This window comes from Mesorhizobium sp. B2-5-3, assembly GCF_006441005.1.
Lineage (GTDB): Bacteria > Pseudomonadota > Alphaproteobacteria > Rhizobiales > Rhizobiaceae > Mesorhizobium.
This window is the reverse complement of record NZ_VFUS01000003.1, coordinates 1-25,881: the sequence shown is the minus strand read 5'-3', so window position 1 is coordinate 25,881 and position 25,881 is coordinate 1. Positions and strand designations below refer to the sequence as shown.

Below are 25,881 nucleotides of genomic sequence, written 5' to 3'. Positions count from 1 at the left end.
CAGTGGATGCACAGGACGCTCCGGCACGCAGCGTGCGAAAACTCAGGTTTCCGCCGCCATGCGCCCGAATTCGCCATTCACCAGTGCCAGTACATCCGTGGTCACCGGGAAGGCTGAATCCTTTTTCAGGCCGCCTTCAACTGGTCGGCCGACATCTTGCCGGACTTGTTGTCGCGGACCATCTCGTAGCCGAGCTTCTGGCCCTCGACGATGTCACGCATGCCGGCGCGCTCTACGGCCGAGATGTGGACGAAAACGTCGGCAGAGCCGTCGTCAGGCTGAATAAAACCAAAACCTTTGGTGGCGTTGAACCATTTAACTGTGCCGGTGCTCATGACGAACCCTTTCCATGGCAAATACTCGTTCGCCGTCATGCGGATGCACAACGTCGTTTGTCTCGATTTTTGATGTGGGAAGTTCGTCAAAGGCGCGCTGCAAAGCGCGGATAACAAAAGTCAGTCAACAAATATCGACAAAGGTCTTGTAAGCTATTTAAACGGCCATGTCAATTCTTGGCTCACCCGCCGCGACGGTTCACGCCAATCGGGCACTGAACAAAGCGGCCCTAAAAAAATCTGGACGCGCCGGGAGCCATTTCGGTCGAAGCACGTTTCATGGTTGTCGTCAGCAATTCACGAGAGCAATCGAAGGAAAAGCGAACGGCAAAGACGCCCCCCGCACGATAAAAGGTGCGAGGGGCGTTTTCTTTCGGCCCCTACATCGCGGCGGTCATCATCGGCGGCATCTCGTAGCGGAGGCCGAGGCCCGAGCGCACTGCCAGGTCGACGTCAGTCAGCGTCCGGGACGAAAAGGCCGCTGCGGGCTTTCATGTCTGGAACGGTTTGCTGAAGGCGTTGGTGAATGTGACCCCGCCGTGATCGTCGCTGGCTTCGCCCAGCACGACATCCATGCCATCATTGGTGACCCGCGCCAGTGCGAACCCGCCCATATAGGCCGCCTTTGGCTTGAAGAGATCAAGGCCGTCGCGCTGATAGATCATCGGCACCTCGTGCTGATGGCCATGGAAGATGGCAATCACGTTGTAGCCCTTCAGAGCCGCAAGCAGTGCCTGACGGTCCGCATCGCTCCACCAATGCGGCGGCCCCTTGCCGTCGTCGTCGAACACCTTTTTGGCGGGATCCCATCGCTCAGTCGAAAAGTTATCCCAGCCATAATGCTGAAACAGGATGACCGGGCGGCCGTCCGCCGCATAGGTCGCCAGATCCTGCTTCAGCCAGGGCAGGCTGCTGTCCGCGCCATGGCCGGTGTCGCCAGCGAAACGGTGGGTCTGGACAAGATGCAGCCCGCCCCAGTCCCACGCATAGCAGTCGGTCTCGACATCGTAGTCGGTGGCCGGAACCGGTGGCTTGAAGAACACGCCGGCACGGTGATTGACTTCGACATAGTCGCGCATTTCGCGCCGGTACCAGTCAACGTGATGCCGCGGGCCGTTTTGGTCGAGGTCATGATTGCCGAGCCCGACATAGACTGGAACATGCACGCGGTCAGGCCCCATGCCTTGCTGGTAACGCTGGCTGAATTGCAGCAATTGCGTGCCTTCACTCGGCTGGGTGATCTGACCACCGCCATCGTCGGTCATGTCGCCGCCGATGACGAGGCCGAGCGGCGTGCCGATTCGGCTGCCGGCGGAGCGTAGGCCCGTCGGGACGCCGCCGATCTCGACGGGCCATGTTTTGTCGCCAATGCCGTTCAGAGCCGCCACATTGCGCAGCAAGGCAGCGTCGGTCTTGCCTTCCTGCTGGCAATTGGGACTCAAGCCGCTGGCCATGCGGCAGGCATGGACATCGGCGATGAACAGGAAGGTGGCGTCGACAGGCTGAATGCGCTGCCCGGTCTGGCCGAGCGCCGGGCGTGGAAGCGCAAGGGCCGTGGCAAGACCGGCGGCCCGCGCCAGAAAACGGCGTCGTGATACCGATTTTGGTGAGAAGCGCTTCATCATGGGTTGAAGTTCAGCACGGACACCGGTCAGCAGTAAAGTTCAGCGCCCGGTCCACGGCTGCCCTCCCCCAGAACGGAACTGAGTTGTAGGGATCGTTCCCGTCCTCGGCATCAAAGGTTTCCCGGTGGCAGCAATATCCTGCGACGCCGCCTCGTTGCGGCCATGGGCGAAGCTTGGGCGACATTCTGCTCCAGCCCCGCCAGGCAATCGCGCAACATGCCGGCATCCTGCGCCGTCTTGGCCATCGACATCGCGCCGGAATAGGCCGCGACGGCCAGGGCGGCGAAACGCTGCGGGTCGGTGTCCTGCTCCCTGCCCGCCTGCTGATCAGCCCGGACCTTGTCGGCGATAGCCTGGCGCCAGCCGGCAAAAATGCCGGCAAGGGCGGCGCGCAATTCGGCATCGGCGAGCGACAGTTCATGTGCAAGGTTGTTGAGGGGACAGCCGCGCACGAAGCCTTGTTGCTCAAGTTCCGCCGCCACGGCTTCGAAGGCTGCACGCACGCCTTCGCGCGCCGAAGCGGCCGCCCGCAAAGGCGCCATCCATGTCTCTTCGACCGCCGCGGCCACACGCTCTTCGATCACCGCCAGCGCCAACGCTTTCTTGGTCGGGAAATGATGATGCAACGCGCCGCCGCTGACACCCGCCGCCGCCATCAGATCGCCGAGACTGGACGCGTGATAGCCGCGTACCTGAAAGGACTCCTGCGCGGCATCGAGCACTCTGTTGCGCATGCCTTCGGGATCATTGGTGCGCTTCTGGGCATGCCCTGTCATCGGGAATCTCCACCGTGCCCCTCCAGGAGGGAAGAAAAAGAAGCTAGCAGATTGACAAAACAGGACAACCGGTCTGTTTTATAAAACAGGATGATCACCCTGTTTTTGGAGACGAGCTTATGAGCCTGCCCCTGAGTGCCACATCGGAGACAGCAGCGCTCGCCTCCCCGGTCGTCGAACTGCGGCAGTACACGCTGAAACCCGGCAAACGCGATACCCTTATCGACCTCTTTGACGGCAAGCTGATCGAAGGCCAGGAAGAGGCCGGGATGACCATCATCGGCCAATTCCGGGATCTCGATCGCCCCGACATGTTCGTCTGGCTGCGCGGTTTCGAGGACATGGAGGCGCGCAAACGTGCCCTGAGCGCCTTCTATGACGGTCCGGTATGGGCAGCGCACCGCAATGCCGCCAACGCCACGATGATCGATTCCGACGATGTGCTGCTGCTCAAACCTGCGTGGCCCGGCGCTGGCTTCGATCTCTCCGGCGCATTACGCGCGGGCTTGGCTGCCGACGAAAAGCCAGGCAGAAGCACGCCGCTGTCAGGGATGGTCGTGATTCGGATTTATCATTTGCGGCCGGGCGCAGAGGCCGCGTTCGCCAGCCGCTTCGAGGCCAAGCTGGCGCCGATGACGGCGTCACCCGGTGCGCGGCTGCTCGCCGCTTTCGTCACGGAGCATGCGGAAAACAGCTTTCCACGCCTGCCGGTGCGAGCGAGTGAGAATGTTTTCATCAGTGTGATGGGTTTTGATGGCGAAGAAGCGCAGGCCCAGCATGAAACCGCGCTTGCCGCCTCACCTGCATGGCAAGCCTTCTCGCACGCGGTCCGACATGACCTGGCCAGACCGACCGAAACCATGCGCCTGTCGGCGACATCGCGCTCGCGGCTTTGTTGCTGATCTCCAGTCCGCCCGGAGACGGCGTCTGATCAGAGGCGGGGCGGCGTCTTTGCGGTGGACGGCGGGTATACGGCGGAGTGAGTGGACAGCCGATCTCCCCCTCGTGGGGGAGATGGCCGGCAGGCCAGAGGGGGGCGCTGTCCCGCCGATCTCTCATTCGATTGCACTTCCGCGCTTGTTCTAACCTGAACGCAGTTGAATGACGACAGATAGCGTTCCTTCGCGCCCCCGCCGCCCTGCCGGGCATCTCCCCACGAGCGGGGAGATTGGCTCCGTCTTCAACCGATTTGCATCTTCACCGCCCGCAATCTCCGCTTGATGCGTTTTGTGCAACGCGATACGCCGTTGCCCAAATCGACAGACCGGAGACTTGCCGTGAGCGCTGCCAAGACCAGAACCGAAACCGATACGTTCGGTGCCATCGAGGTCGCCGCCGACCGCTATTGGGGCGCGCAGGCGCAGCGTTCGCTCGGCAACTTCAAGATCGGTTGGGAAAAGCAGCCGGCATCCGTCGTGCGCGCGCTCGGCATCGTCAAGCGGGCGGCGGCGGAAGCCAATATGGAGCTGAAGCGGCTCGATCCGGCGATCGGCAAGGCGATCGTCGAAGCCTCTCAAGAAGTCATCGACGGCAAGCTCAACGACCATTTCCCGCTGGTGGTCTGGCAGACCGGCTCGGGTACGCAATCCAACATGAACGCCAACGAGGTGATCTCCAACCGGGCGATCGAGATGCTGGGCGGCGTCATGGGCTCCAAGAAGCCGGTGCACCCGAACGACCACGTCAATATGAGCCAGTCGTCGAACGACACCTACCCGACCGCCATGCACATCGCCTGCGCCGAGCGCATCGTGCATGACCTGTTGCCGGCGCTGAAGCACCTGCACAAGGCGCTCGCCGCCAAGAGCAGAGAGTTCAACCATATCATCAAGATCGGCCGCACCCACACGCAGGACGCCACCCCGCTTACGCTGGGCCAGGAATTCTCGGGCTACGCCGCGCAGGTCGCTTCGTCGATCAAGCGCATCGAGCTGACGTTGCCCGGCCTGCAGGAACTGGCGCAGGGCGGCACCGCCGTCGGCACCGGCCTCAACGCGCCCGTCGGCTTCGCCGAACGGGTGGCCGACCGCATCGCAGCCATCACCGGCATCGCCTTCGTCACCGCCCCGAACAAGTTCGAGGCGCTCGCCGCCCATGATTCCATGGTGTTCTCGCACGGTGCCATCAACGCCGCTGCCGCCGCGCTGTTCAAGATCGCCAACGACATCCGCTTCCTCGGTTCAGGGCCCCGCTCGGGACTTGGCGAGCTGTCGTTGCCGGAAAATGAGCCGGGTTCCTCGATCATGCCGGGCAAGGTCAACCCGACGCAGTGCGAAGCGATGACCCAGGTCTGCGTGCAGGTGTTCGGTAACAATGCAGCCCTCACCTTCGCCGGCAGCCAGGGCCATTTCGAGCTCAACGTCTACAACCCGCTGATGGCCTACAACTTCCTGCAATCGGTGCAGTTGCTCGCCGACGCTTCGGTCTCCTTCACCGACAATTGCGTCGTCGGCATCGAGGCGCGCGAAGACAACATCAAGGCGGCCCTCGACCGCTCGCTGATGCTGGTGACGGCGCTTGCGCCCACCATCGGCTACGACAACGCCGCCAAGATCGCCAAGACCGCGCACAAGAACGGTACCACGCTGCGCGAGGAAGCGCTGGCCACCGGGCTGGTCAGCGAAGCCGATTACGATCGGATCGTGCGGCCGGAAGATATGACCCATCCTGGGTGAAGGCACTTTTTCGGCGGGAAAATATGCTCCCGCCACCGCATCGACCGGCACGAATTTCCGTTTTTCACCGGTTCACGGAAACGTATGTCCTGTGAACAATGTGTCGCCAGACAGGCGGCTTTGGTGAACAGTCAGCATGGTCTATCTGACGGGCGATCAACCCCATTCGGAGAGCCACCATGTCCACCAACACTTCCTTCGCCGGCACCGGCACCGCGTCCAACAGTTCTGTCACGATCCTGCTCGGCCGCATCCTGCTCGCGGTCATTTTCCTGCTTTCCGGTTTCGGCAAGCTCAGCGCCCTTTCCGGCACCGCGGCCTATTTCGGCGGCCTCGGCCTGCCCTTGCCGACCGTGACGGCCATCGTCGTCGGCCTCATCGAACTGCTCGGCGGTCTGGCCATTCTCGTCGGCTTCCAGACCCGGATTGCCGCCTGGGTGCTGGCGATCTTCACCGTCGCCACGGCCCTGGTCGCCCACACCGGCTGGGCCGACCAGATGCAGATGATCAACTTCATGAAGAACCTGGCGATCACCGGCGGCTTCCTCGTGCTGGCTTCCTCAGGCGCCGGCGCCTATTCGGTCGACGCCAAGCGCGGCTGAACTTCCCTCCCCCGTCTTTGACAGCAGTGGCGCGGAATTTTCCGCGCCACTGTTTCGTTGTCGGTCCAGAAGCCTCAATTCAGCGCCCGGATTTGCCGGGGCATTGGTGGTAGGATCGATCGGTCCGGGTGGGTAAAGGCCCAAACCGGCCAACCGACAACGGAGGTGACCATGCCTCGCAACGCACTGCTTCTGGCTTCGCGGCTGCTGCTTGCCGCGCTGTTCGTACCGTCAGGCTTCCATGCGCTCGCCGACATTGCCGGCACATCGGGCTATTTCGCCGGCCTTGGCCTGCCGCTCCCGGGGCTCGCCGCGTGGGGCACGGGCCTGTTCGAGCTGATCGCCGGACTGCTGATACTCATCGGCTTCCAGACCCGGATCGTGGCTCTGCTTTTGGCCGCCTTCTGCATCGTTGCCGGCTTCATCGGCCATTACGGCCAGGGCGCCGATGATGCGACGCTTGCCTTCTTGCACCAGCAGATGCTGATGAAGGACATCGCGATATCGGGCGGCTTTCTGGCGCTCGCCATGGCCGGCGCCGGCGCCTGGTCGGTCGACGGGCGGGCTGCTGTTTGATATCGCCTAAATCCAAGGGCAGGCCCGGAACCAACCAGACAAATGCCCCGGGTTGGACTCTCAATGCCCGAGCCAAGCCAACGCCCGTGTCAAGTCGACCCCCACTCCGTCGAGCTGCGCTCGACACCTCTCCCCCGATCGACGGGCGAGAGGTGGCTTGGCGAAGCCAAGACGGAGTGGGGGAAGCCGGTCTTCAAACACGAAGCCGCTGAACAAGTGGCGCGATTGAGTTGGTCAATATCGGCGTGGATCAGATAACTCACGCTCTGGTAGGCCGTACCTATTTCACCGAAACGCTCGGCCCACCCTCGACCGCCAGTACCAGGCGGCGGCCGGTAATTCGCGCCAGTTGCGCCAGGCGCCCGGCCGGGCGCTCGCCATAGAGATCTGCCAGCGATGCCGGCAAGACCAGCGCCAGCACGCCATTGCCGCGCTGCTCCCATTTCAGTCTCGGCATGACGCCGGGCATCGAGGCGGTCAGCAGGTAGACGACGCGCATCGATGCCGCCAGCACCCGCGCTCGCTCCAGATAGCGCGGTGTCGCCAGCGCCTTGATCTCGGGCGCGATGGCTTCGTTGAAGATGCCGTCGTGCCGATAAGCGTTGGCCATCGCCAGATAGGCGCGGCCAGGGTGGTCCACGCCGAAAAAGGAGGCGTGGGCGATGATGTTGAGCGATTGCTTGCCGCGATATTCGGGATGCGCGCGCCAACCGATGTCGGCCAGCAATGCCGCCGCGTGGCGGTAGCGCGCCTCGTCCTCGGTCTCGTCGATGCCGAAAGCGGCAAAGGTCTTGGCCGTCCAGTCGACGAGTTCATGCGCATGGGTGACCGAGCGCGAGCGCAGCCGGGCGAGTTCCTCCGATGCCGAGATCAGCGGATCGGCCTTCTGCTCGGCCTGGTCGAGCAGCGAATAGAGGAAGCCTTCGCGCACGCCGAGCGCCGAGACGATGATCTTCGACGGCTGCATCGCCGCCATGATCTCCTGCAGCACGATGGCACCGTAAGGCAGGAGCGAGCGGCGGTTCTTCGAAACGCCCTCGATGCCTTTGATCTTCTCGATCTCGCCTTTCGCCACTTGCCGCAGGAAATTGGCGGCACTTTCGACGCCGATCTCGTAGTGGTGCATGACGCCAAGCGGATAGTTGGTCATCTCCATGTGCAGCCGGGCGAGATTTCGCCAGGTGCCGCCAACGGCATAGAAAGGCCTGCCTTGCCCGCCTTTCAGCAGCTTCGCCCGCCCCAGCTCGTCGCGCACGATTTTCGCCGCCTGCGTGAGCGAGTTCTTGGCCATGTCCTGCAGGCGCAGGCCGCCCAGCGGCAACGTTATGCCGTCGCCGATCGCTTCGCCGTTGACGTCGACCAGTTCAAGGCTGCCGCCACCGAGGTCGCCCGCAATACCGTTGGCCGGATGAAAGCCGCAGATGACGCCGAGCGCGGAATAATGGGCTTCCTCGCGGCCGCTGATCACGCGGATCTCGGTCTTGAGCACGTCTTCGGCGCGGTGGATGAAATCGGGGCCGTTGACGGCCTCGCGCGCGGCGGCGGTCGCCAGCACGTACATGTGCTCGGCACCGGCCTGGTCGGAGAGCGCGCGGAAGCGGCGGAACTCCTCCATCGACCGTGTCACGCCCTCGGGGTCGAGCTTCCCCGTCGACACGATGCCGCGGCCGAGGCCCGCCAGCATCTTTTCGTTGAACAGCATGGTCGGCGAGCGCGCCAGCCCCTCATATACGACAAGGCGGATCGAATTCGAGCCGATGTCGATGATGGACAGCGGTCGGCGATCCTGCAGCCGGCCCTGGGAATCGGACAGCATCAGGCGGCGGCGTTCTTCTTGCGGCGCTTGAATTGCGCGATCCGCTTCGGCGCATGCGATTTCAGCGCATCACCCCGTCCCGACAGGCTCGGATTGGTCATGAAATATTCCTGTGCGTTGAACGGCTCCTCGCCCTCCTCGAGCACGACGCGCCGGGAGGTTCCATCAGCCAATACGTCGAAACTTTGCTGATTGTCCATGATGTTGCCGAGCATGATCTGGCCCAGCACCTGTTCATGCACGGTTGGGTTGGTGATCGGCACCATGGTCTCGACGCGGCGGTCGAGGTTGCGCGGCATGAGGTCGGCCGAGGAGATGTAGACGACGGCCTCGTCCGACGGCAGGCCGTAGCCATTGCCGAAGCAATAGATGCGGCTGTGCTCGAGGAAACGGCCGACAATCGACTTGACCCTGATGTTTTCCGACAGGCCCGGCACCTGCGGCCGCAGGCAGCATATGCCGCGCACGACCAGGTCGATCTCGACGCCCGCTCGGCTGGCGTCGTAGAGCGCGTCGATGATGATCGGATCGACAAGGGCGTTCATCTTCATCCAGATGCGTGCCGGCCGTCCCTCGAGCGCGTGGGCGACCTCATCGGAGATGTGCTGCAGGATACGGTTCCTCAGCGTGAAGGGCGAGATCGCCAGCCGCATTTCGGCGGTCGGCTCGGCATAGCCGGTGATGAAGTTGAAAAGCTGGGCGACATCGCGTGCGATCGTTGCATCGGTGGTGAAGAAGGACAGGTCGGTGTAGATGCGCGCGGTCACCGGATGGTAATTGCCGGTGCCCAGATGCACATAATTGCGCAGCTTGCCGTCCTCGCGCCGCACCACCAGCGACATCTTGGCGTGGGTCTTGAGCTCGAGGAAGCCGAACACGACCTGGACGCCGGCGCGCTCGAGGTCGCGCGCCCAGCGGATGTTGGCCTCCTCGTCGAAGCGCGCCTTGAGCTCGACCAGCGCGGTCACCGACTTGCCGGCCTCGGCCGCGTCGACCAGCGCACGCACGATCGGGCTGTCATTGGAGGTGCGGTAAAGCGTCTGCTTGATCGCCACCACTTCCGGGTCGGCCATCGCCTGGCGCAGGAACTGCACCACGACGTCGAAGGATTCGTAGGGGTGGTGGACGATGATGTCCTTCTCGCGGATAGCGGCGAAGCAATCGCCGCCATGCTCGCGGATGCGCTCGGGGAAACGCGGATTGTAGGGCGTGAATTTGAGGTCGTCGCGGGCAACGGCGACGATCTCCGAAATCTGGCTGAGCGCCAGCGGGCCGGTCAGGACGCTGATGCGGCTCGACGAAACGCCGAGTTCGCCGGCGACGAATTCGCGCAGTTCGGCCGGCATGAGCATGTCGAACTCGATGCGAATGACGGAGCCGCGGCGGCGGCGCTTTAGCGCGGTCTCGAACAGGCGCACGAGATCTTCCGATTCCTCCTCGACCTCGATGTCGCTGTCGCGAATGATGCGGAACGTGCCGGAGCCCTTGACCTCGTAACCCGGGAACAACTTGCCGATGTAAAGGCCGACCGCCTCTTCCAGCGGGATGAAGCGGACATGGTGCTTGCGGTCCGGCAAACGGATGAAACGCTTCAGCGCCACCGGCAGGCGCAAGAGCGCGCTCATCTCCTCGCCGTTCTTGCGATGGCGAAGCTGCAGCGCCATCGAGAAGCCGAGATTGGGGATAAACGGGAACGGATGCGCCGGGTCGATCGACAATGGCGTGAGAACAGGAAACACCTGGTCCTGGAAGTGCTCCTCCAGCCAGGCCTTCTCGTCCTTGGTCAGCGCGTCGCGGGTGATGCTCTCGATGCCTTCCTTGTTGAGCAGCACGGTCAGCGCCGAAAGGCTTTTCTGCTGGTCTTCCTGCAACCGTTCGACCTCGCGCAGCAGCTGTTCGAGCTGCTGTTCGGGGGTACGCCCGTCCGGACTTCTCAACACGATGCCTTCGCGAACCTGGCCGGCCAGGCCGGCGACGCGCACCATGAAGAACTCATCGAGATTGGCCGCGGAGATCGACAGGAAACGTACCCTCTCCAGCAGCGGATGGTTTGTGTTCTGCGATTCCTCGAGCACGCGGCGGTTGAACTGCAACCAGGAGAACTCGCGATTGACGAAACGATCCGGATTGCCTTCCGGGCTTGCCGCTTCCGCATTGATGAACTCGCTCTGGACCGGCTTCAGTTCGTTCATGGTTCCTGCTCTTCCCACGTCTGGTTGCTTCGCCGCTTTCGGGCGGCGCCCAGGCTGTTGCGCCTGGCCGCGATGCTCCAGCCGGTTAACCGGCTTAACTTATCCTCTGACAGGCTTTTGCGACAGTTTCATTTCATCGAACTTGCAAACAGGCCGGTTATGATCCAAACGCTGAGCAGACTGCGCTAAAGGAGACGACGATGGCAGGCGGTTCCATTCCCCATTTCCAGAACGATGCGGGCCATCCGGCGATCGATATCGGAGTCAAGGAATTCATGTGCACCGGCGCCAACCCGCCTTTCGACCATCCGCATGTGTTTCTCGATATGGGCGACGACAATGAGAAGGTCTGCCCCTACTGCTCGACGCTCTACCGCTATTCGCCGAAGCTGACGGCGATGGAAACGCTGCCGGCCGGCTGCCTCTACATCGACCAGGCCGCCTGACTTCCAGCGGCCCGGCCAATGGCAGACGCACAGTCCCGGCAAGTCATCATCGCCGGGGCGGGTATTGCCGGGCTGACCGCGGCGTTGGCTTTCGCCGAGCGGGGCTATCCCGTACGGATCTTCGAACAGGCGCAGCGCCTAGAAGCGGCGGGCGCCGGCATCCAGCTTTCGCCCAACGCGACACGCATCCTGCGTGAGCTCGGCGTACTCGACGCACTTCTTCCCAATGCCGTCAGGCCGGAAGCCGTGGTGCTGAAGGATGCGGCAACCTTGGGCGAACTGGCGCGCGTACCTTTTGGACGAGCCGGCGAGGCGCGCTGGGGTGCGCCCTACCTCGTGGCGCATCGAGCGGACCTGCAAAACGCGCTGATGGCGCGCGTGGCTGCCATGCCCGATGTTCATCTCACTACTGGTGCGCGCCTTGGCAGCGTCACGATCAGCAGTTCAGGCGTCACCGCGGCAGCCGATGTGGGTGGCAGGCTCGTCGCGGCGGAAGGTTTCCTTCTGGTCGGCGCCGATGGCGTCTGGTCGTCGATGCGCGGACTTGCCGACCAAGGAAGGAAAACCAGGCTTGCGAAAAGCCACTTCTCCGGCGAACTGGCCTGGCGGGCAACCGTCAGCGCAGACAGTCCTGCCGGGCAAGCTTTTGCAGAGATCGGTGCGCCGGACTGCGTCACCACCTTCCTGCATCCCGGCTTTCACATGGTCGCCTATCCCGTCAGCAAGGGCAGCGCCATCAACCTCGTCGCTTTCACCAGGGGCGAGCGTATCGCCGAAGGCTGGTCCGGCCATGCCGATCCCGCAATCCTGGCCGGCGCCATGCGCCGCACCGCGCCGGCGCTGGCAAGGCTTGCGGAGTTGGCCGGCCCGTGGGCGGCCTGGCCGATCCATACGGTCGATCAGAAGCAGCCATGGGTAAGGTCGGGCCGCATCGCGCTGGTCGGCGACGCGGCGCATGCCATGACGCCGTTCGCGGCACAGGGCGCCGCGATGGCCATCGAGGATGCCGCCACGCTTGCCGACGTCATGGCCGCCTCCCCTGCCGATCTCGCCGGAAGTCTTCAAATCTGGGAAGGCCTGCGCCGGCCGCGCGTCGTGAGAGTGGCACGTCGCGGCGCCCTCAACCGCCTTGCCTGGCATGCCTGGGGTCCGGTGGCGTTGGCGCGCAACCTTTTCCTGAAAATGCGGGCGCCGGAGAAGCTCGCCGCGGATTTGGACTGGCTTTATGGGTGGCGGGCCTAGAACTCGAACGAGGCGTTGGCGTTATCTGCGCGACCTAGCAATTATACAGCCTCAACGACCACCCGAGCGAGACCGGCAACGGGTTCCACCAACCGGTGCGCAGGCCGGCGGTTCGCAAGGCGGCCGCGGTCCAGGTGTTGCAGCCGGCCAGCGCATTGAAATGGCCGTTCGCCTCATAGAAGCGGTCGAAATTGGAATAGGCGGCCCCTGCGATGACGATCGGCCCGCCTGGTCCTTGCTGAAAACTCGCATCGATGAAGTCGAGCAATGCGGCAAAGCGGTCTTCCGGGATGTCGAAGCCGGCAACGTCGGGTCCGGAGATATCGCCGGCGACCTCGACATGCATCACTGAAGCGTCAAGCGTCAGGGCCTTGAATACGGGCATCGCCTTCAGCTGTGACCAGGTCGGCGTCTCCAGGTAGAAGGCGCGGCCGCCCCAGCCGAAGACGATGTAGCGCACCTCGGGCGCGTCGGAAGGCTGGCCGGCAGCGGCGAGGAAGCGAAAGCGCCGGCGCACGCCGTCATCGACGGGAATGGCGATGTCGGTGTGGATCGGATTGCTCAGCACCAGAATGTGCCTGACGCCCTCGCCGGCCGCGGCAGCCGGCCAAAGTGGCCGCGGCACCAGCGTGCCGAGTGCCGCGACCAGCACCACCGCGGCAACCAGCATGGCCAGGAAACGAAGGCGTTTTCTCATCCGGGCATAGTTCTTCCGGTTCCATCACGTTTCAATCGAAACGATCCGATCGGCCAAATGTGAAAAAGCCCGACCGTGGCGCGGCCGGGCTCCTTCCATTTCGACGAAGCAGCGCTCAGTGCAATATCTGCGACAGGAACAGCTTCGTGCGCTCGTGGCGCGGGTGATCGAAGAACTCGGCCGGCGTGTTCTGCTCGACGATCTGGCCCTGATCCATGAAGATCACCCGGTTGGCGACTTTCCGCGCAAAGCCCATCTCGTGGGTGACGCACAGCATGGTCATGCCTTCCTCGGCAAGGCTAACCATGGTCTCCAGCACTTCCTTGATCATTTCCGGGTCGAGTGCCGAGGTCGGCTCATCGAACAGCATGATGCGCGGGTTCATGCACAGCGAACGGGCGATCGCCACGCGCTGCTGCTGACCGCCGGAGAGCTGGCCCGGATATTTGTTGGCCTGCTCGGGGATCTTGACGCGCTTGAGGAAATGCATGGCCATCTCCTCGGCCTGTTTCTTCGGGGTCTTGCGGACCCAGATCGGCGCCAGCGTGCAGTTCTCCAGGATGGTCAGGTGGGGGAACAGGTTGAAGTGCTGGAACACCATGCCGACCTCTCGGCGCACCTCGTCGATCTTCTTGAGATCGTTGGTCAATTCCTTGCCGTCGACGAAGATCTTGCCCTTCTGGTGTTCTTCGAGCCGGTTGATGCAGCGGATCATGGTGGACTTGCCGGAGCCGGACGGGCCGCAGATGACGATGCGCTCGCCGCGCATCACCTTGAGGTTGATGTCCTTCAGCACATGGAACTCGCCATACCATTTGTGCATGGCGATGATGTCGATGGCGACATCGGTTGTCGAGATGTGCATCTTCGCGGCATTGACCTTGATCTCTTCCGCGCTGACGGCGTTTTCGGTGGCCATGAACCAATCCCCTTTTTATCGTTTGTAACCGGTGTCGAGCCGGCGTTCCGTATACATTGAATAGCGCGACATGCCGAAGCAGAACAGCCAAAACACGAAGGCGGCGAACACGAGACCGGATTTCGCGGTCTGCGGCGTCGCCCAGTTGGCGTCCGAGAAGTTCTGCTTGACGACGCCGAGCAGGTCGAACATCGAAATGATGAGGACCAGGCTGGTGTCCTTGAACATGCCGATGAACGTGTTGACGATGCCGGGAATGACCAGCTTCAGCGCCTGCGGCAGCACGATCAGTCCCATCTTCTGCCAATAGCCGAGGCCGAGCGAATCGGCGCCCTCATATTGGCCCTTGGGGATCGCCTGCAGGCCGCCGCGCACCACTTCCGCCATATAGGCGGCGGCAAACAGCGACACGCCGATCAATGCCCTCAGATACTTGTCGAAGGTGACGCCGGCGGGCAGGAAAAGCGGCAGCATGACGCTGACGAAGAACAGCACTGTGATCAGCGGGATGCCGCGCACAGCTTCAATGAAGATGATGCACAGCATCTTGACGATCGGCATCTTGGAGCGCCGGCCGAGCGCCAGCACGGTGCCCAGCGGCAGCGACACGGCGATTCCGACGAAGGAGAGGCTGAGCGTGATCAGCAGTCCGCCCCACCGCGACGTCTCGACATGCGGCAGACCGAACACGCCGCCCACCAGAAGAAAGAAGGCGACGATCGGCAGCACCAGGAAAAGCAGGATGGCGTTCAGGCCCTTGCGCGGCACGCTGGGGATCAGCATCGGCACCAGCAGCGCCGCGAACAGGATAGCGACCAGGATCGGCCGCCAGCGCTCCTCGACCGGATAAGTGCCGAACATGAACTGGCCGAACTTAGCGTTGACGAAGGCCCAGCAGGCGCCGCTCCAGCCATCGGGCTGGATGCCGCCCTGCGCCACTGTCGCGCAGACGGTCCGGTCCGGCCCGGTCCACTGGGCATTGATGAAGGCCCAGTTGATGACCTGCGGCAGGACCCAGGCGACGATGATGATGCCGAGTATGGTGAGGATGGTGTCGCCGACCGAACCGACGAGGTTCTTGCGGACCCAGGCATACAGGCCACGCTCGCTGATCGGCGCCGCCTCCGCCAGGGCCATTTCGGTGCGCACCCAGGACATGTCGTGTTCCTGCATGGCCCTACCTTTCCACCAACGCCATTCTGGCATTGACCACGTTCATCACGGCCGAGGTCACCAGGCTGAGTATGAGATAGGCGATCATCATGATCAGCACGCCCTCGACCGCCTGGCCGGTCTGGTTGAGCACCGTGCCGGCGGTCGCCGTCAGGTCCGGATAGCCGATGGCGATGGCCAGCGAAGAGTTCTTGGTCAGGTTGAGATACTGGCTGGTCAACGGCGGGATGACGATGCGCATGGCCTGCGGCACCACGACCAGCCGCAGGATCGATCCCGAGCGCAGGCCAAGTGCGGCGGCGGCCTCGGTCTGGCCCTTGCTGACACCCCTGATGCCGGCCCGCACGATCTCGGCGATGAAGGCCGCCGTGTAGCAGGACAGCGCCAGATAGAGCGACAGGAACTCCGGCTTGACCTGGAAGCCGCCGGTCAGGTTGAAGGTCGATTGTTTCGGAAAATCGAAGCTCAGCGGAAAGCCGCTCAGCGCATAGGCGAGCAGCGGCAGGCCGACGATCAGCGCGACGGACGTCCAGAACACGGGAAACTGCTGACCCGTCGCCATCTGCCGCTGGCGCGCCTTGCGGGCGACGAACCAGGCCATGGCGATACCCACGATGAGCGCCACGAAGATCAGCCATGAGCCCTCGCCCCAGACGGCGCGCGGGAAATAGAAACCGCGCTGGTTGAGGAAGGAACCGAAAGGCAGGTTATAGCTCTCGCGCGGCGGCGGCAACACGGCCAGCACGCCCGAATACCAGAAGAAGATGACCAGCAGCGGCGGGATGTTGCGGAAGATCTCGACATAGACCGTGCAGATCTTGCGGATCAGCCAATTCTGCGACAGCCGGCCGATGCCGATGACGAAGCCGATAATGGTCGCGGTGACGATGCCGGCCACGGCGACGATGATGGTGTTGATCAGGCCGACAATGATGGCGCGACCGTAGGTCGAATCGGACGTGTAGGCGATCGGCGTGTCCGAGATGTCGAATCCGGCGCGGCCCCTGAGAAAGCCGAAACCGGAGGCGATGTGAAGACGCTGCAGATTGTCGATGACGTTCTGCACGATCCACCAGACAGAGCCGAACAGAACGACGACGACCAGTGTCTGGAAGAAGAGACTGCGGACTTTCGGGTCGTTGATAAAGGAGCCGCGACTTGTGTCCTCGCGAAGGACTTCCTGCGATGCCATATCACCGTCCCCTGTGAAAGAGAAACCGGAAGGCAGAACCATCTGCCTTCCGGATCACATTTCGATCAGCGGATCGGCGGAGCGTATTGCAGGCCGCCCTTGGTCCACAGCGCGTTGATGCCGCGGGCGATCTTCAGCGGGCTGCCCGAGCCGACATTGCGATCGAACATTTCGCCGTAATTGCCGACCGCCTTGACGATGTTGACGACCCAGTCGTTGGAGACGCCGAGATCGGTGCCGATCTTGGTGTCGGCTTCCTGGCCAAGCACGCGCTTGATCTCAGGGCTGGCCGAGTTCTTCATCTCGTCGACATTGGCCTTGGTGATGCCGAGTTCCTCGGCGTCGAGCAGCGCGAAATAGGTCCACTTGACGATATGGTACCACTGGTCGTCGCCCTGGCGCACCGCCGGTCCGAGCGGCTCCTTCGAGATGATCTCCGGCAGCACGACGTGATCGGCCGGCGCACCCAGCGTCAGGCGGATGCCGTAAAGGCCCGACTGGTCTGTGGTGTAGACGTCGCAGCGGCCGGCGTCATAGGCTGCGTTGACCTCTTCGAGCTTCTCGAAAACGACCGGATTGTACTCCATCTTGTTCGCCTTAAAGTAGTCGGCGAGGTTGAGCTCGGTGGTGGTGCCGCTCTGCACGCAGACGGCGGCGCCGGACAGCTGAAGCGCCGAATTGACGCCCGGCAGCTTCTTGGCGTTGATCATGAAGCCCTGGCCGTCATAGTAGGTGGTGCCGATGAAGTTCAGGCCAAGTGCCGTGTCGCGGTTAATGGTCCAGGTGGTGTTGCGCGACAGGATGTCGATCTCGCCCGACTGCAGCGCGGTGAAGCGCTCCTTGGCGCTGAGCGGCGTGAACTTGACCTTGGAGCCGTCACCGAAGACGGCGGCCGCCACGGCGCGGCAGAAATCGGCATCGATGCCTTGCCAGTCACCCTTGTCGTCCGGCGCGGAGAAGCCGGCCAGACCCGTCGAGACGCCGCACTGGATGAAGCCCTTCTGCTTGACCGTGTCGAGCGTGGTGGCTGAAGCCGTTGAAGCCACGGCTCCAAGCGCGGCGGCTCCAAGGATGCCGATTGCAATGTGTTTCATGACCCACAGACCCTTTTCTGTTTTCAGGCAAACCTGATCTTTTTTTCCCGCGTGAACGCAGCTTTTCGTTCCGGCCCATTTCCGGAACTCCGCATCGCAGTCGACGCGCCGCCTCCCATTCACGAACAGCATCGAAGGCGATAATTCCTGTGAGGTCAAGGAAAATGACCGAATTCAGATGGGTTTGAAAATCGTTTGCCGCAATTGCCTGAATAGCAGACAAACGCGCCCGCAATTTAGTCAGAAGCGCGAATAAAGCCGGCGAAGCTCGCCCTACGCCAGGCTGCGCTCTGTCCGCAAAAAATCCATCCGCCCGATTACTCTGCGTTACTGTGCTCTGCCGGCCGGTTGCGTGCCGATGTCTGCGCCCTCTGGCTGGATCTGGGTCATGGTGAGGTACGCTTTGCGCTATCAGGCGACGCATGCCGCTGCCGGCGGCGGGCTTTCTGGCCGCGCCATTACGCTTGCAGTCGGCCTGCGGCGGCTCCGGCAATTGGCACATTCGAAGTCGGGGTCCTGGCGAAAGCCGGCTGTTGCGCGGTCCATGTCGCCGCACTATGGCTAGCGGCTTACCAAAAAAGGCGACGACGAATGGCAAAAGACGGCAACGAGCCGGTGACTGGCAAAATGGGCATCAACACGCGGCTTGCCCATTCGGGCAACAACCCGCACGACTATTTCGGCTTCGTCAATCCGCCTGTCGTGCACGCCTCCACGGTGCTGTTCCGCAATGCCGCCTCGATGGCTGGACGGGACCAGAAATACACCTACGGCACGCGCGGCACACCGACCACCGACGCCTTGGCCCAGGCCATAGACGCGCTGGAGGGGTCGGCCGGCACGATCGTGGTCCCGTCGGGCCTGGCGGCGGTGACGGTGCCGCTGCTTGCCTTCGTTTCGGCGGGCGACCACCTGCTGATCGTCGACAGCGTCTATCATCCGACGCGCAACTTCGCCGACACGATGCTGAAGCGGCTCGGCGTCGAGGTCGAGTATTATGCTCCCGGCATCGGCGCGGGCATCGCCGCCTTGATCAAGCCGAACACCAAGGTGGTGTTCACGGAATCGCCGGCTTCAAACACGTTCGAGGTGCAGGACATACCAGCCATCGCCAAGGCCGCGCACGCCGCCGGTGCCATCGTCATGATGGACAATACCTGGGCGACGCCGCTTTATTTCCGTCCGCTCGACCATGGCGTCGACATCTCGATCCATGCGGCGACGAAATATCCCGCCGGCCATTCGGACGTGCTGCTGGGTACGGTGTCGGCCACCGAGGCCTGCTGGAAACAGCTGTATGAAAGCTTCTGCACGCTTGGCTGCTGCGCCGGACCCGAAGACGTCTACCAGGTGCTGCGCGGCTTGCGCACCATGGGGGTGCGCCTCGATCACCATCAGCGCAGCGCGCTCGCCATCGCGGCATGGCTGGAGGGCCAGAAGGGCGTGGCGCGCGTGCTCCACCCTGGCCTTCCCAGTCATCCCGACCACGCGCTGTGGAAGCGTGACTTTTCCGGCTCCAGCGGCATCTTCTCCATCGTGCTTGCCGGCGGCGGCCAGAAACAGCAGCACGCGTTCCTCGACGCATTGCGGATCTTCGGTCTCGGCTACTCCTGGGGCGGTTACGAGAGCCTTGCCGTGCCGGTCTGGCTCGGCGACCGCGTCGTTGCCAAGGGCCCCTATGAAGGGCCGTTGATTCGTCTCCAGATCGGCCTCGAGGATGTCGAGGACCTCATGACCGATATTCTTCGCGGGCTCACCGCCGCCGCAGCGGCCTGACGCGACCTCTCGGACCGATACCAGCAGCGCCCGCAAGGCCTTGACGCGATTGAGCAAACGGGGGCCGCACGCGGCGCCCCGGTCCGGCCATGTCGGCAATATTATTCTCCCCATCCGCAGTTTTGCGGATTTGTTTGACTTCCAAATTGCCGGCTTCCGCTTCATTGCGGCAGCGGAAATCATTCCCCAGCCACCGCACCAAGAGCCTGCCCATGGCGTTCCGCCTCTTTGTTCCCATTCTTGCCGGCGCGACGCTGCGCGAACGCATCATCGCCTGCGTCGGTGCGATGATCGGCATTGCGCTGACTGGCGCGATCAGCGGACTCACACTGGGTAGCGGGCCACATGTGCCGCTGCTGGTGGCGCCAATGGGAGCATCGGCGGTGCTGTTGTTCGCGGTGCCCGCCAGCCCGCTGGCGCAGCCCTGGTCGATCATCGGCGGCAACACGATCTCGGCGCTTGTCGGCGTGATCGTGGTGCAATTCGTGCACCAGCCGGTGCTCGCCACCGGTATTGCGGTAGCGCTGGCGATTGCCGCAATGTCGTTCACGCGCTGCCTGCATCCACCCGGGGGTGCGGCGGCATTGACCGCGGTGTTCGGCGGCCCAGCCGTGATCAGCGCCGGCTTCCTTTTTCCTTTCGTGCCGGTGGCGGTCAATTCGATGCTGCTGGTGGCGCTTGGCTACGGCTTCCACAAGCTGGCCCGGCGCAACTACCCGCACGTGCCGGCCCCGGCGCCGGTAAACAGTCACGGCACCATCGATCCGCCGGCGCAATTGCGTGTCGGTTTTCGCTCCGAGGACATCGACGCCGCGCTTGGAGCGCTCGACGAGACCTTCGACATCGATCGGGGCGATCTCGACCGGCTGCTGCGGCAGGTCGAATTGCAGGCCATGGTGCGCGAGCATGCGACGTTGCGGTGCCAAGACATCATGTCGCGCGACGTCATCTCGGTGGACGAGCACACGCCAGCCGCCGCTGCGCGCCAATTGCTGCTTGACCACAACATACGAACCTTGCCGGTGGTGGATGCTGAGGCAAGGCTGGCCGGAACCGTGGGCTTGCGGGAACTGACGCTGGCGGCCGGCACGGTCGGAACCGTGATCTCGCCGGCGGCAACCGCAACTGCCGGCTCGAACGCCATGGCGCTGCTGCCAGTGCTGACCGACGGGCGCAGTCACGCCGTCATCATCGTCGACGATAAAAACCACATCCTCGGGCTGATCACGCAAACCGATCTGCTGGCCGCGACGGCGCGGATGCAAAACACCGGCAGGGAGCCGGCCAAAGTGCTAGCATAGGCAGCCAGGCGGATCGCCTGGCGTGATTTTTCGGGAACCTTTTTTCGAAACCTGCATCCAATCTTTCGTGCAAGGATCGATGGAGGACACATGCCTGCGCTGACGGCAACATCAACAGCGACGGACGAGCTCCGGCTCGTAGCCCGCGCGCTTGCCCGCGACAGCGATGCCTTTCGCAAGATCATGAAGCTGAACAACCAGCGGCTCTACCGACTGGCGCGCGGCATGGTGCGCAATGACAGCGAGGCCGAGGACATCGTGCAGGAGGCCTATGTCAGGGCCTTTACCAATCTCGGCACCTATCGCGGCGATGCTTCGCTTTCCACCTGGCTGTCGCGCATCGTCATCAACGAGGCGCTCGGGCGGCTTCGCAAAGGACGGCGAACCGTGGCCATGCCTGAAAACCCGGAAGCGCAGATCATCCGGTTTCCCCTCAACCCAAGCGACGATCCGGAGCGGACGATGGCGCAGCGGCAGATCCTCGGGCTTGTCGAGCGGGCGACCGACAGCCTGCCCGACGCCTATCGCGCGGTTTTCGTGGCCCGCGTCATCGAGGGCCTGAGCATCGAGGAGACCGCCGACCTGCTCGGCGTGCGGCCCGAGACCGTCAAGACGAGACTGCACCGCGCCCGCGCTTTGCTGCGCAAGGCGCTGGACGACGAGATCGGGCCGGTGCTGCTCGACGCCTTCCCCTTCGCCGGCCGGCGCTGCGAACGGCTGACGCAGGCCGTGATGAAGCGGCTCGGATTCGAGGGGTGATCTTCAAAGCCAGATCTTTCGCCGATTTGTCGGGAACGTTTCCGCGCCATCCTCATCCAATGAATGTCAACCCAGATGAAGCCCGCTGCCCAGGCTGTCGGGCGGAAGGAGATGCCATGCTTATCAGACACACCGCAGCGCTTGCCGCCCTCTTGCTGCTTGGCGCTGCCCCATTCGCGCAAGCTGCCGACAAGCCGACCGACCCGCAGATCGCCCACATCGCCTACACAGCCGACATGATCGACATCGAGGCGGCCAAGCAGGCAATCAAGAAATCCAAGAACAAGGAAGTCGTCGATTTCGCCAAGGACATGGAGCGCGACCACGAAGCGGTGAACAAGCAGGCGCTCGACCTGCTCAAGAAGCTCAAGGTGAAGCCGGAAGACAATGCCACCAGCCAGGCGCTGACCAAGGCGGCGAAAGAGGAACATGCCAAGCTCGCCAAGCTGAAAGGGGCTGCCTTCGACAAGGCCTATATCGAAAACGAGGTGGCCTACCACAAGCAGGTCAATGGAGCGCTCGAAACCCTGCTCATTCCGTCGGCCAGCAATGCCGAGCTGAAGAGCCTGCTCGAAACCGGCCTCAAGATCTTCCAGGGGCATGAGCAGCATGCCGAACATGTCGCCGGCATGTTGAAATGAAAGCGGCCGTGCTGATCCGACCGCTCCTTGCCTGGCTGGCGCTGGTGCTTGCCGCCGGCCCGGCGCCGGCAGCGACGATCGAGGTGACGATCGACAAGCTCGTCTTCTCGCCCGCAAGCGTCGAGGCAAGGGTCGGCGACACGATCGAGTGGGTGAACAAGGACGCATTCGCCCACACGGCCACGGTGAAGGGCGGCTGGGAGGTGATGATCCCGCCGAAGGCGAAGGGAAAACTGACCCTCAAGACGGCGGGAGCGGTTGATTATTTCTGCCGCTTCCATCCCAACATGAAAGGCCGATTGGTAGTGGCGCCCTGAAAATCTGGGCCGGTGGCGGGACTTGGCCGCAAATACCAAGCCCCGTCACTCCGGAGCACCCGCCACTCCGGAGCACCCGTCACTCCGCAGCAATTGAGCACGGAACAGTCGCGCCAGGGATCAGAGCGCCAGCCATGCCGTGCCAGCCGCCAGCGTTAGCAGCGTCAATGGCAGGCCGACTTTGAAGAAAGCGCCGAACGACAGCGACGTGCCGGCGGCGCGCGCCTGTTCGGCAACGATCAGATTGGCGACCGAGCCCAGGAGCGTGAAATTGCCGGCCAGCGTCGAGCTCATGGCGACGACCAGCCAGGCGCGCTCGGGGTTTTCCAGGCCGGGGATGAAGGGCCGCAGCGCCAGCACGGCCGGCACGTTGCTCATTATGTTGGAGAGCACCGCGGTGAAGCCCGACAGGCGCCAGACGTCGTCCAGCCCGAGGTTCTTGGCCGATGCGACGATGTCCGGTGTCAGCAGCGTTCGTTCGGCGCCGGCAACCACGATGAACAGGCCGGCGAACATGAACAGCAATGGCCCGTCGATTTCGCGATAGATGCGCTCTGGTTTGATGGCGCGGGTGAGCAGGAGGATGGCGCCGCCGATGAGCGCCGCCTTGGCGACAGGCACACCGGCGAAGAAGGCAACGGCCAGTCCGATGCAAACCACCACCGCTTTCAGCACCTGGCGGCGATGCATGCGGCCGCGCGAGACCTGTGGCGTCAATTCGCCGTTGCGCGCGAATTCGGTGCGGTAGACGATGCGAACAATGGCGATGACCGCGACGAGACCGAACAGGGCAACCGGAGCCAGAGCCGCTGAAAAGGCCGGATAGGAGATGCCCGACAGCGCACCGATGACCATGTTTTGCGGATTGCCGGTGATGGTGGCGACACTGCCGCAATTTGACGCGGTGGCGGTCGCGATGAGGTAAGGAACCGGATTGCGTTTGATGGCGCGGGTGACGTGAACGACGATCGGCGCCATGACAAGACAGATGGCGTCATTGACCAGGAAGGCCGACAGCAGGCCGGTCAGCAGGGTCACCATAACCAAAAGCATGAACGGCGCATGCGCATGCTCGATCGCGATGGCACCGAGGCCGCGAAAGGCGCCCGAGACCTTCAGATGCGCCACTACGATCATCATGCCGAGCAAAAGCGTGATGGTGTCGAAATTGATGGCGCGGTAGGCATCCTCCAGGCTGATCGCCCCGATGGCGATCATCGCGGCCCCGCCGAGCAGTGCGATCCCCGCCCGATCGAGGCGCAGGCCTGGTATGCGGCCGACGGCGACGCCGGCATAGGTCAGGACCAGGATCAGCAGTGCCGCCGCGCCCATCAATGTCATGCGAAGAAGGCCCTGCCCGATGCATTCAGCCCCGGCCGGAGCTGTGGCCACCACCTTTAGCGGGCGGCGCGCAAAGCGAAAATACCTTCTGCGTGATGGCTGCAGAAATCCCCAGCGACGCGCCCCCGGCGCCGGTGGCTGGCCGGATCCGCCTCAATGAACCGTGATTGTCGCGGCTGGCGGCGTTTGCTGAGAAACCATCGGATCGAAACTGACCTGGTCGCGTCCATTCGATTTGGCTGCATAGAGCCGCCTGTCGGCTGCCGAGAATATCTCCTCATAGGTAGTCGGCCCGTTAAAGGCAGTACCGCCAATGCTGACGGAAAGCGGACAGGACCGGCCGCCCGGCGAAAATTCCACCTCACGAATTCGCCGGCGGATGCTTTCGGCAACCAGCCAGGATTGCGAGGGATCGACGCCGGGAAGAAACACGCCGAATTCCTCGCCGCCGATGCGGCCGACGATGTCGGTGCCGCGGAGCTGATCCTTGATCGTCTGCGCGATCAGTTTGAGCGCCTGGTCGCCGCAGTCATGCCCAAGCCGGTCATTGATCGATTTGAAGTGATCGGCGTCGATGATCAGCAGCGCACCGGAATTGGCCGACGCCTGTTTGCGGACCTGTTCGAGATAGGCTTCGACCAGCATGGAGAAAGCGCCGCGGTTGAGCACCGCCGTCAGGCTGTCGGTGGCGGCAACGACGGTGAGATCGCGCTGGGCAATGGCCAACTGGCGTATCTTCCACATCAGGAAGAAGAGAAACGATCCACCCAGCACCAGGGGCAACAGAATGTCGGTCAGCTGAGCCCGCCACACAGCTTCGGGGGAAAGATACGGGAAATTGAACGAATCGACGAAAAACGCCACGCCAATGAAGAACGCCGTGCCGGCGGCGGTGACGGCGATCACCCTGCCCCAACTCGTCGGCGCCAGGTCGAGCTTCATCTCTTCAACTCCGTTAGCCGCGTCTACTATGACGCGCCAACGCAAACAAAACGATAAGACTTTCCCTCCAATTCGACGGCAGAGGTTGCAGGGTTACGGCCGCCGGACCGGCGGCCGCCTCCGGCCTGCGTCTCGAAGATTTGTCCGGATCATCGATCCGGACCTACGACAGGAGGGTCCTGCCGTCAGCCGTTGGGCGCCGATTCGCCCAGCGTCTCTGCAACAAAGGATGCCGCGATCAGATCGTCGGCATCCAGGCCTAGAGAGCCTTCGCCCGCTCCCATGATGGCGGCAACCTTGTGGAAGGTCTTCAGCTCATGGTCGGAAATCCGGGCGGTTTGCATCTTGGCTTTGAGCTCGGCGATACGTCGCCCCAAGGCGGGCGACGTTCCAATTTCACGTTTCGACATGACGCGGTTTTCTCCTTCCCCAACCCATGCTTGTTTTGCCCGCCATTCGCAGCCCGAATGCTTACTTTTATGAGGGACCGCGAATACAAGGCCCCGAACGCGTGATCCTTGCGAAGGTTCCCGCGCGACAAGGTCACGAAATAATACGGAAAGGGCGCCACGGCGGCGGCGGGCCGCCGTCGCGCCGGCAAGCGCATTCGGGAAGACAAAAAGGGATGAAAAGTTCCGACCGGATTCCTGCCCGCGTTGAAATTCCTCACGTCCGGAGCAGCTAAGCCGTTGAAAAGATTGGCGATCCCGACAGGATTCGAACCTGTGACCATCGGCTTAGAAGGCCGGTGCTCTATCCAGCTGAGCTACGGGACCGCTGGCCGGCTCGGAGCCGGTAAGATGTCTGCGCTGGCGCCCGCCCGGGCTTTGCCGGTCAATGCGTCCAGGGCGTCCTGCGGTCATAGCGGAAATTTTCCGCATAGGAAATCTGGCGGCGCTTGGGCTCTTTCGGCTCCTCGACGCGGTAGGCGAGCCCTTCCTTCTCGGCATAGGCCACGGCCTCTTCACGCGTATCGAAGGTCAGCTTGATCTGGCTCCTCATGTCGCCGGAAGTGGTGTAGCCCATCAGCGGGTCGATTTTCTTGCGCATCTCGGGATCGAATTCCAGCACCCAATGGCCGGTCTTGGCCGTGCCGGACTGCATCGCGGTTTTGGCTGGACTGAAAATGCGCGCGGACATGACCACCTCATTGCTGTGCAAGGCAGCATGGCCGCCTCTTCGCCCGTCATTACTGCGCAATGCCGACGGCGGCAAGGTTTTTGCACCTGCAGGTTTTTGCACTTGCCATGGAACACTGAAATGAATAGGCAACAGACCGTTCGGAGTGTAGCGCAGCCTGGTAGCGCATCTGGTTTGGGACCAGAGGGTCGGGAGTTCGAATCTCTCCACTCCGACCACCTTTCACATGTACGGCCCGAAGACATAGGTAACAGAATGTACCTAAGACATGGGTGACAACCTCGTGCCGAACGGGTTGTCGATG

Annotated in this window: 25 protein-coding genes and 2 tRNA genes; 12 read left to right on the top strand and 15 right to left on the bottom strand. The window is 63.0% G+C overall.

What is annotated here, in order from left to right:
• Positions 1–125: 125 nt before the first annotated feature.
• The 3 genes from FJ867_RS07510 to FJ867_RS07500 all read right to left on the bottom strand — a co-directional run bounded on the left by FJ867_RS07510 (position 126) and on the right by FJ867_RS07500 (position 2,736).
• On the bottom strand, positions 126–335 hold the full coding sequence (locus FJ867_RS07510; RefSeq protein WP_010915421.1) for a cold-shock protein: 210 nt from the start codon (positions 333–335) through the stop codon (positions 126–128).
• A 491-nt stretch (positions 336–826) separates the two neighbouring features.
• Positions 827–1,960 carry a metallophosphoesterase gene (locus FJ867_RS07505; RefSeq protein WP_140816983.1) on the bottom strand — a complete coding sequence of 378 codons (1,134 nt, stop codon included), beginning with the start codon at positions 1,958–1,960 and terminating at the stop codon, positions 827–829.
• A 110-nt stretch (positions 1,961–2,070) separates the two neighbouring features.
• Positions 2,071–2,736, bottom strand: a complete 666-nt coding sequence (locus FJ867_RS07500) for a TetR/AcrR family transcriptional regulator (RefSeq protein ID WP_140650602.1) — start codon at positions 2,734–2,736, stop codon at positions 2,071–2,073.
• 119 nt (positions 2,737–2,855) lie between these two features.
• Here FJ867_RS07500 and FJ867_RS07495 point away from each other — a divergent pair, with 119 nt between their 5' ends.
• The 4 genes from FJ867_RS07495 (at position 2,856) to FJ867_RS07480 (ending at position 6,589) form a co-directional block, all read left to right on the top strand.
• Positions 2,856–3,638, top strand: coding sequence for an NIPSNAP family protein (locus FJ867_RS07495; RefSeq protein WP_140816978.1), 783 nt, complete (start codon positions 2,856–2,858; stop codon positions 3,636–3,638).
• Between the two features lie 375 nt (positions 3,639–4,013).
• Entirely contained in the window at positions 4,014–5,411 is a 1,398-nt protein-coding gene (gene fumC / locus FJ867_RS07490; protein WP_140549217.1) for a class II fumarate hydratase, read from the top strand.
• Between the two features lie 179 nt (positions 5,412–5,590).
• Complete coding sequence (locus FJ867_RS07485) at positions 5,591–6,013, top strand: DoxX family protein (RefSeq protein WP_140494302.1); 423 nt, start codon at positions 5,591–5,593, stop codon at positions 6,011–6,013.
• A 171-nt stretch (positions 6,014–6,184) separates the two neighbouring features.
• Positions 6,185–6,589: a DoxX family protein gene (locus FJ867_RS07480; RefSeq protein ID WP_140494304.1), complete on the top strand. Its 405-nt coding sequence runs from the start codon at positions 6,185–6,187 to the stop codon at positions 6,587–6,589.
• Positions 6,590–6,869: 280 nt separating this feature from the next.
• On the opposite strand, the gene ppx is transcribed toward FJ867_RS07480, so the two are convergent.
• Both ppx and FJ867_RS07465 read right to left on the bottom strand, forming a co-directional pair.
• Positions 6,870–8,405: an exopolyphosphatase gene (ppx, locus tag FJ867_RS07470; RefSeq protein ID WP_140558888.1), complete on the bottom strand. Its 1,536-nt coding sequence runs from the start codon at positions 8,403–8,405 to the stop codon at positions 6,870–6,872.
• A complete protein-coding gene (locus tag FJ867_RS07465; RefSeq protein WP_140816976.1) occupies positions 8,405–10,597 on the bottom strand; it encodes an RNA degradosome polyphosphate kinase in 2,193 nt (730 codons plus the stop codon). The genes ppx and FJ867_RS07465 overlap by 1 nt, the downstream gene beginning before the upstream one ends.
• A gap of 200 nt (positions 10,598–10,797) precedes the next feature.
• Between FJ867_RS07465 and FJ867_RS07460 the strand changes: the two genes are divergently transcribed.
• Positions 10,798–11,043: a zinc-finger domain-containing protein gene (locus tag FJ867_RS07460; protein WP_140494310.1), complete on the top strand. Its 246-nt coding sequence runs from the start codon at positions 10,798–10,800 to the stop codon at positions 11,041–11,043.
• Between the two features lie 18 nt (positions 11,044–11,061).
• Entirely contained in the window at positions 11,062–12,285 is a 1,224-nt protein-coding gene (locus FJ867_RS07455; RefSeq protein WP_140584478.1) for an FAD-dependent monooxygenase, read from the top strand.
• A gap of 34 nt (positions 12,286–12,319) precedes the next feature.
• Here the strand turns inward: FJ867_RS07455 and FJ867_RS07450 are convergent, their stop codons facing one another.
• The 5 genes from FJ867_RS07450 to FJ867_RS07430 form a co-directional block, all read right to left on the bottom strand.
• Positions 12,320–12,982, bottom strand: a complete 663-nt coding sequence (locus FJ867_RS07450) for a TIGR02117 family protein (RefSeq protein ID WP_140816974.1) — start codon at positions 12,980–12,982, stop codon at positions 12,320–12,322.
• A 115-nt stretch (positions 12,983–13,097) separates the two neighbouring features.
• On the bottom strand, positions 13,098–13,901 hold the full coding sequence (locus FJ867_RS07445) for an amino acid ABC transporter ATP-binding protein (RefSeq protein WP_140494315.1): 804 nt from the start codon (positions 13,899–13,901) through the stop codon (positions 13,098–13,100).
• 15 nt (positions 13,902–13,916) lie between these two features.
• A complete protein-coding gene (locus FJ867_RS07440; protein ID WP_140561868.1) occupies positions 13,917–15,074 on the bottom strand; it encodes an amino acid ABC transporter permease in 1,158 nt (385 codons plus the stop codon).
• Positions 15,075–15,078: 4 nt separating this feature from the next.
• Positions 15,079–16,266, bottom strand: a complete 1,188-nt coding sequence (locus tag FJ867_RS07435; RefSeq protein WP_140494318.1) for an amino acid ABC transporter permease — start codon at positions 16,264–16,266, stop codon at positions 15,079–15,081.
• Between the two features lie 65 nt (positions 16,267–16,331).
• Positions 16,332–17,360, bottom strand: coding sequence for an amino acid ABC transporter substrate-binding protein (locus FJ867_RS07430; RefSeq protein WP_140494320.1), 1,029 nt, complete (start codon positions 17,358–17,360; stop codon positions 16,332–16,334).
• Positions 17,361–17,951: 591 nt separating this feature from the next.
• Between FJ867_RS07430 and FJ867_RS07425 the strand changes: the two genes are divergently transcribed.
• The 5 genes from FJ867_RS07425 (at position 17,952) to FJ867_RS07405 (ending at position 22,154) form a co-directional block, all read left to right on the top strand.
• Positions 17,952–19,136 (top strand): cystathionine beta-lyase, encoded by a 1,185-nt coding sequence (locus tag FJ867_RS07425; RefSeq protein WP_140816972.1) that lies wholly within the window; start codon positions 17,952–17,954, stop codon positions 19,134–19,136.
• A 212-nt stretch (positions 19,137–19,348) separates the two neighbouring features.
• Complete coding sequence (locus tag FJ867_RS07420; RefSeq protein ID WP_140515503.1) at positions 19,349–20,437, top strand: HPP family protein; 1,089 nt, start codon at positions 19,349–19,351, stop codon at positions 20,435–20,437.
• A 90-nt stretch (positions 20,438–20,527) separates the two neighbouring features.
• Positions 20,528–21,196, top strand: a complete 669-nt coding sequence (locus FJ867_RS07415; protein WP_140515501.1) for an RNA polymerase sigma factor — start codon at positions 20,528–20,530, stop codon at positions 21,194–21,196.
• Positions 21,197–21,312: 116 nt separating this feature from the next.
• Entirely contained in the window at positions 21,313–21,837 is a 525-nt protein-coding gene (locus FJ867_RS07410; RefSeq protein ID WP_140494328.1) for a DUF4142 domain-containing protein, read from the top strand.
• Positions 21,834–22,154, top strand: a complete 321-nt coding sequence (locus FJ867_RS07405; protein WP_140494330.1) for a cupredoxin family copper-binding protein — start codon at positions 21,834–21,836, stop codon at positions 22,152–22,154. The genes FJ867_RS07410 and FJ867_RS07405 overlap by 4 nt, the downstream gene beginning before the upstream one ends.
• A gap of 120 nt (positions 22,155–22,274) precedes the next feature.
• On the opposite strand, the gene FJ867_RS07400 is transcribed toward FJ867_RS07405, so the two are convergent.
• The 5 genes from FJ867_RS07400 to FJ867_RS07380 all read right to left on the bottom strand — a co-directional run bounded on the left by FJ867_RS07400 (position 22,275) and on the right by FJ867_RS07380 (position 25,577).
• On the bottom strand, positions 22,275–23,495 hold the full coding sequence (locus FJ867_RS07400; RefSeq protein WP_140561862.1) for an anion transporter: 1,221 nt from the start codon (positions 23,493–23,495) through the stop codon (positions 22,275–22,277).
• A gap of 153 nt (positions 23,496–23,648) precedes the next feature.
• Positions 23,649–24,437: a GGDEF domain-containing protein gene (locus FJ867_RS07395; protein WP_140816971.1), complete on the bottom strand. Its 789-nt coding sequence runs from the start codon at positions 24,435–24,437 to the stop codon at positions 23,649–23,651.
• A 185-nt stretch (positions 24,438–24,622) separates the two neighbouring features.
• Positions 24,623–24,847, bottom strand: a complete 225-nt coding sequence (locus FJ867_RS07390) for a hypothetical protein (protein WP_140494336.1) — start codon at positions 24,845–24,847, stop codon at positions 24,623–24,625.
• A 289-nt stretch (positions 24,848–25,136) separates the two neighbouring features.
• Positions 25,137–25,213: transfer RNA gene (locus tag FJ867_RS07385), tRNA-Arg, on the bottom strand.
• A gap of 58 nt (positions 25,214–25,271) precedes the next feature.
• The gene (locus tag FJ867_RS07380; protein WP_140494338.1) at positions 25,272–25,577 is read right to left on the bottom strand and encodes an ETC complex I subunit; all 306 of its coding nucleotides are present in this window, start codon (positions 25,575–25,577) and stop codon (positions 25,272–25,274) included.
• 141 nt (positions 25,578–25,718) lie between these two features.
• On the opposite strand from FJ867_RS07380, the gene FJ867_RS07375 reads away from it, so the two are divergent.
• A tRNA-Pro gene (locus FJ867_RS07375) sits at positions 25,719–25,795 on the top strand.
• Positions 25,796–25,881: the final 86 nt, after the last annotated feature.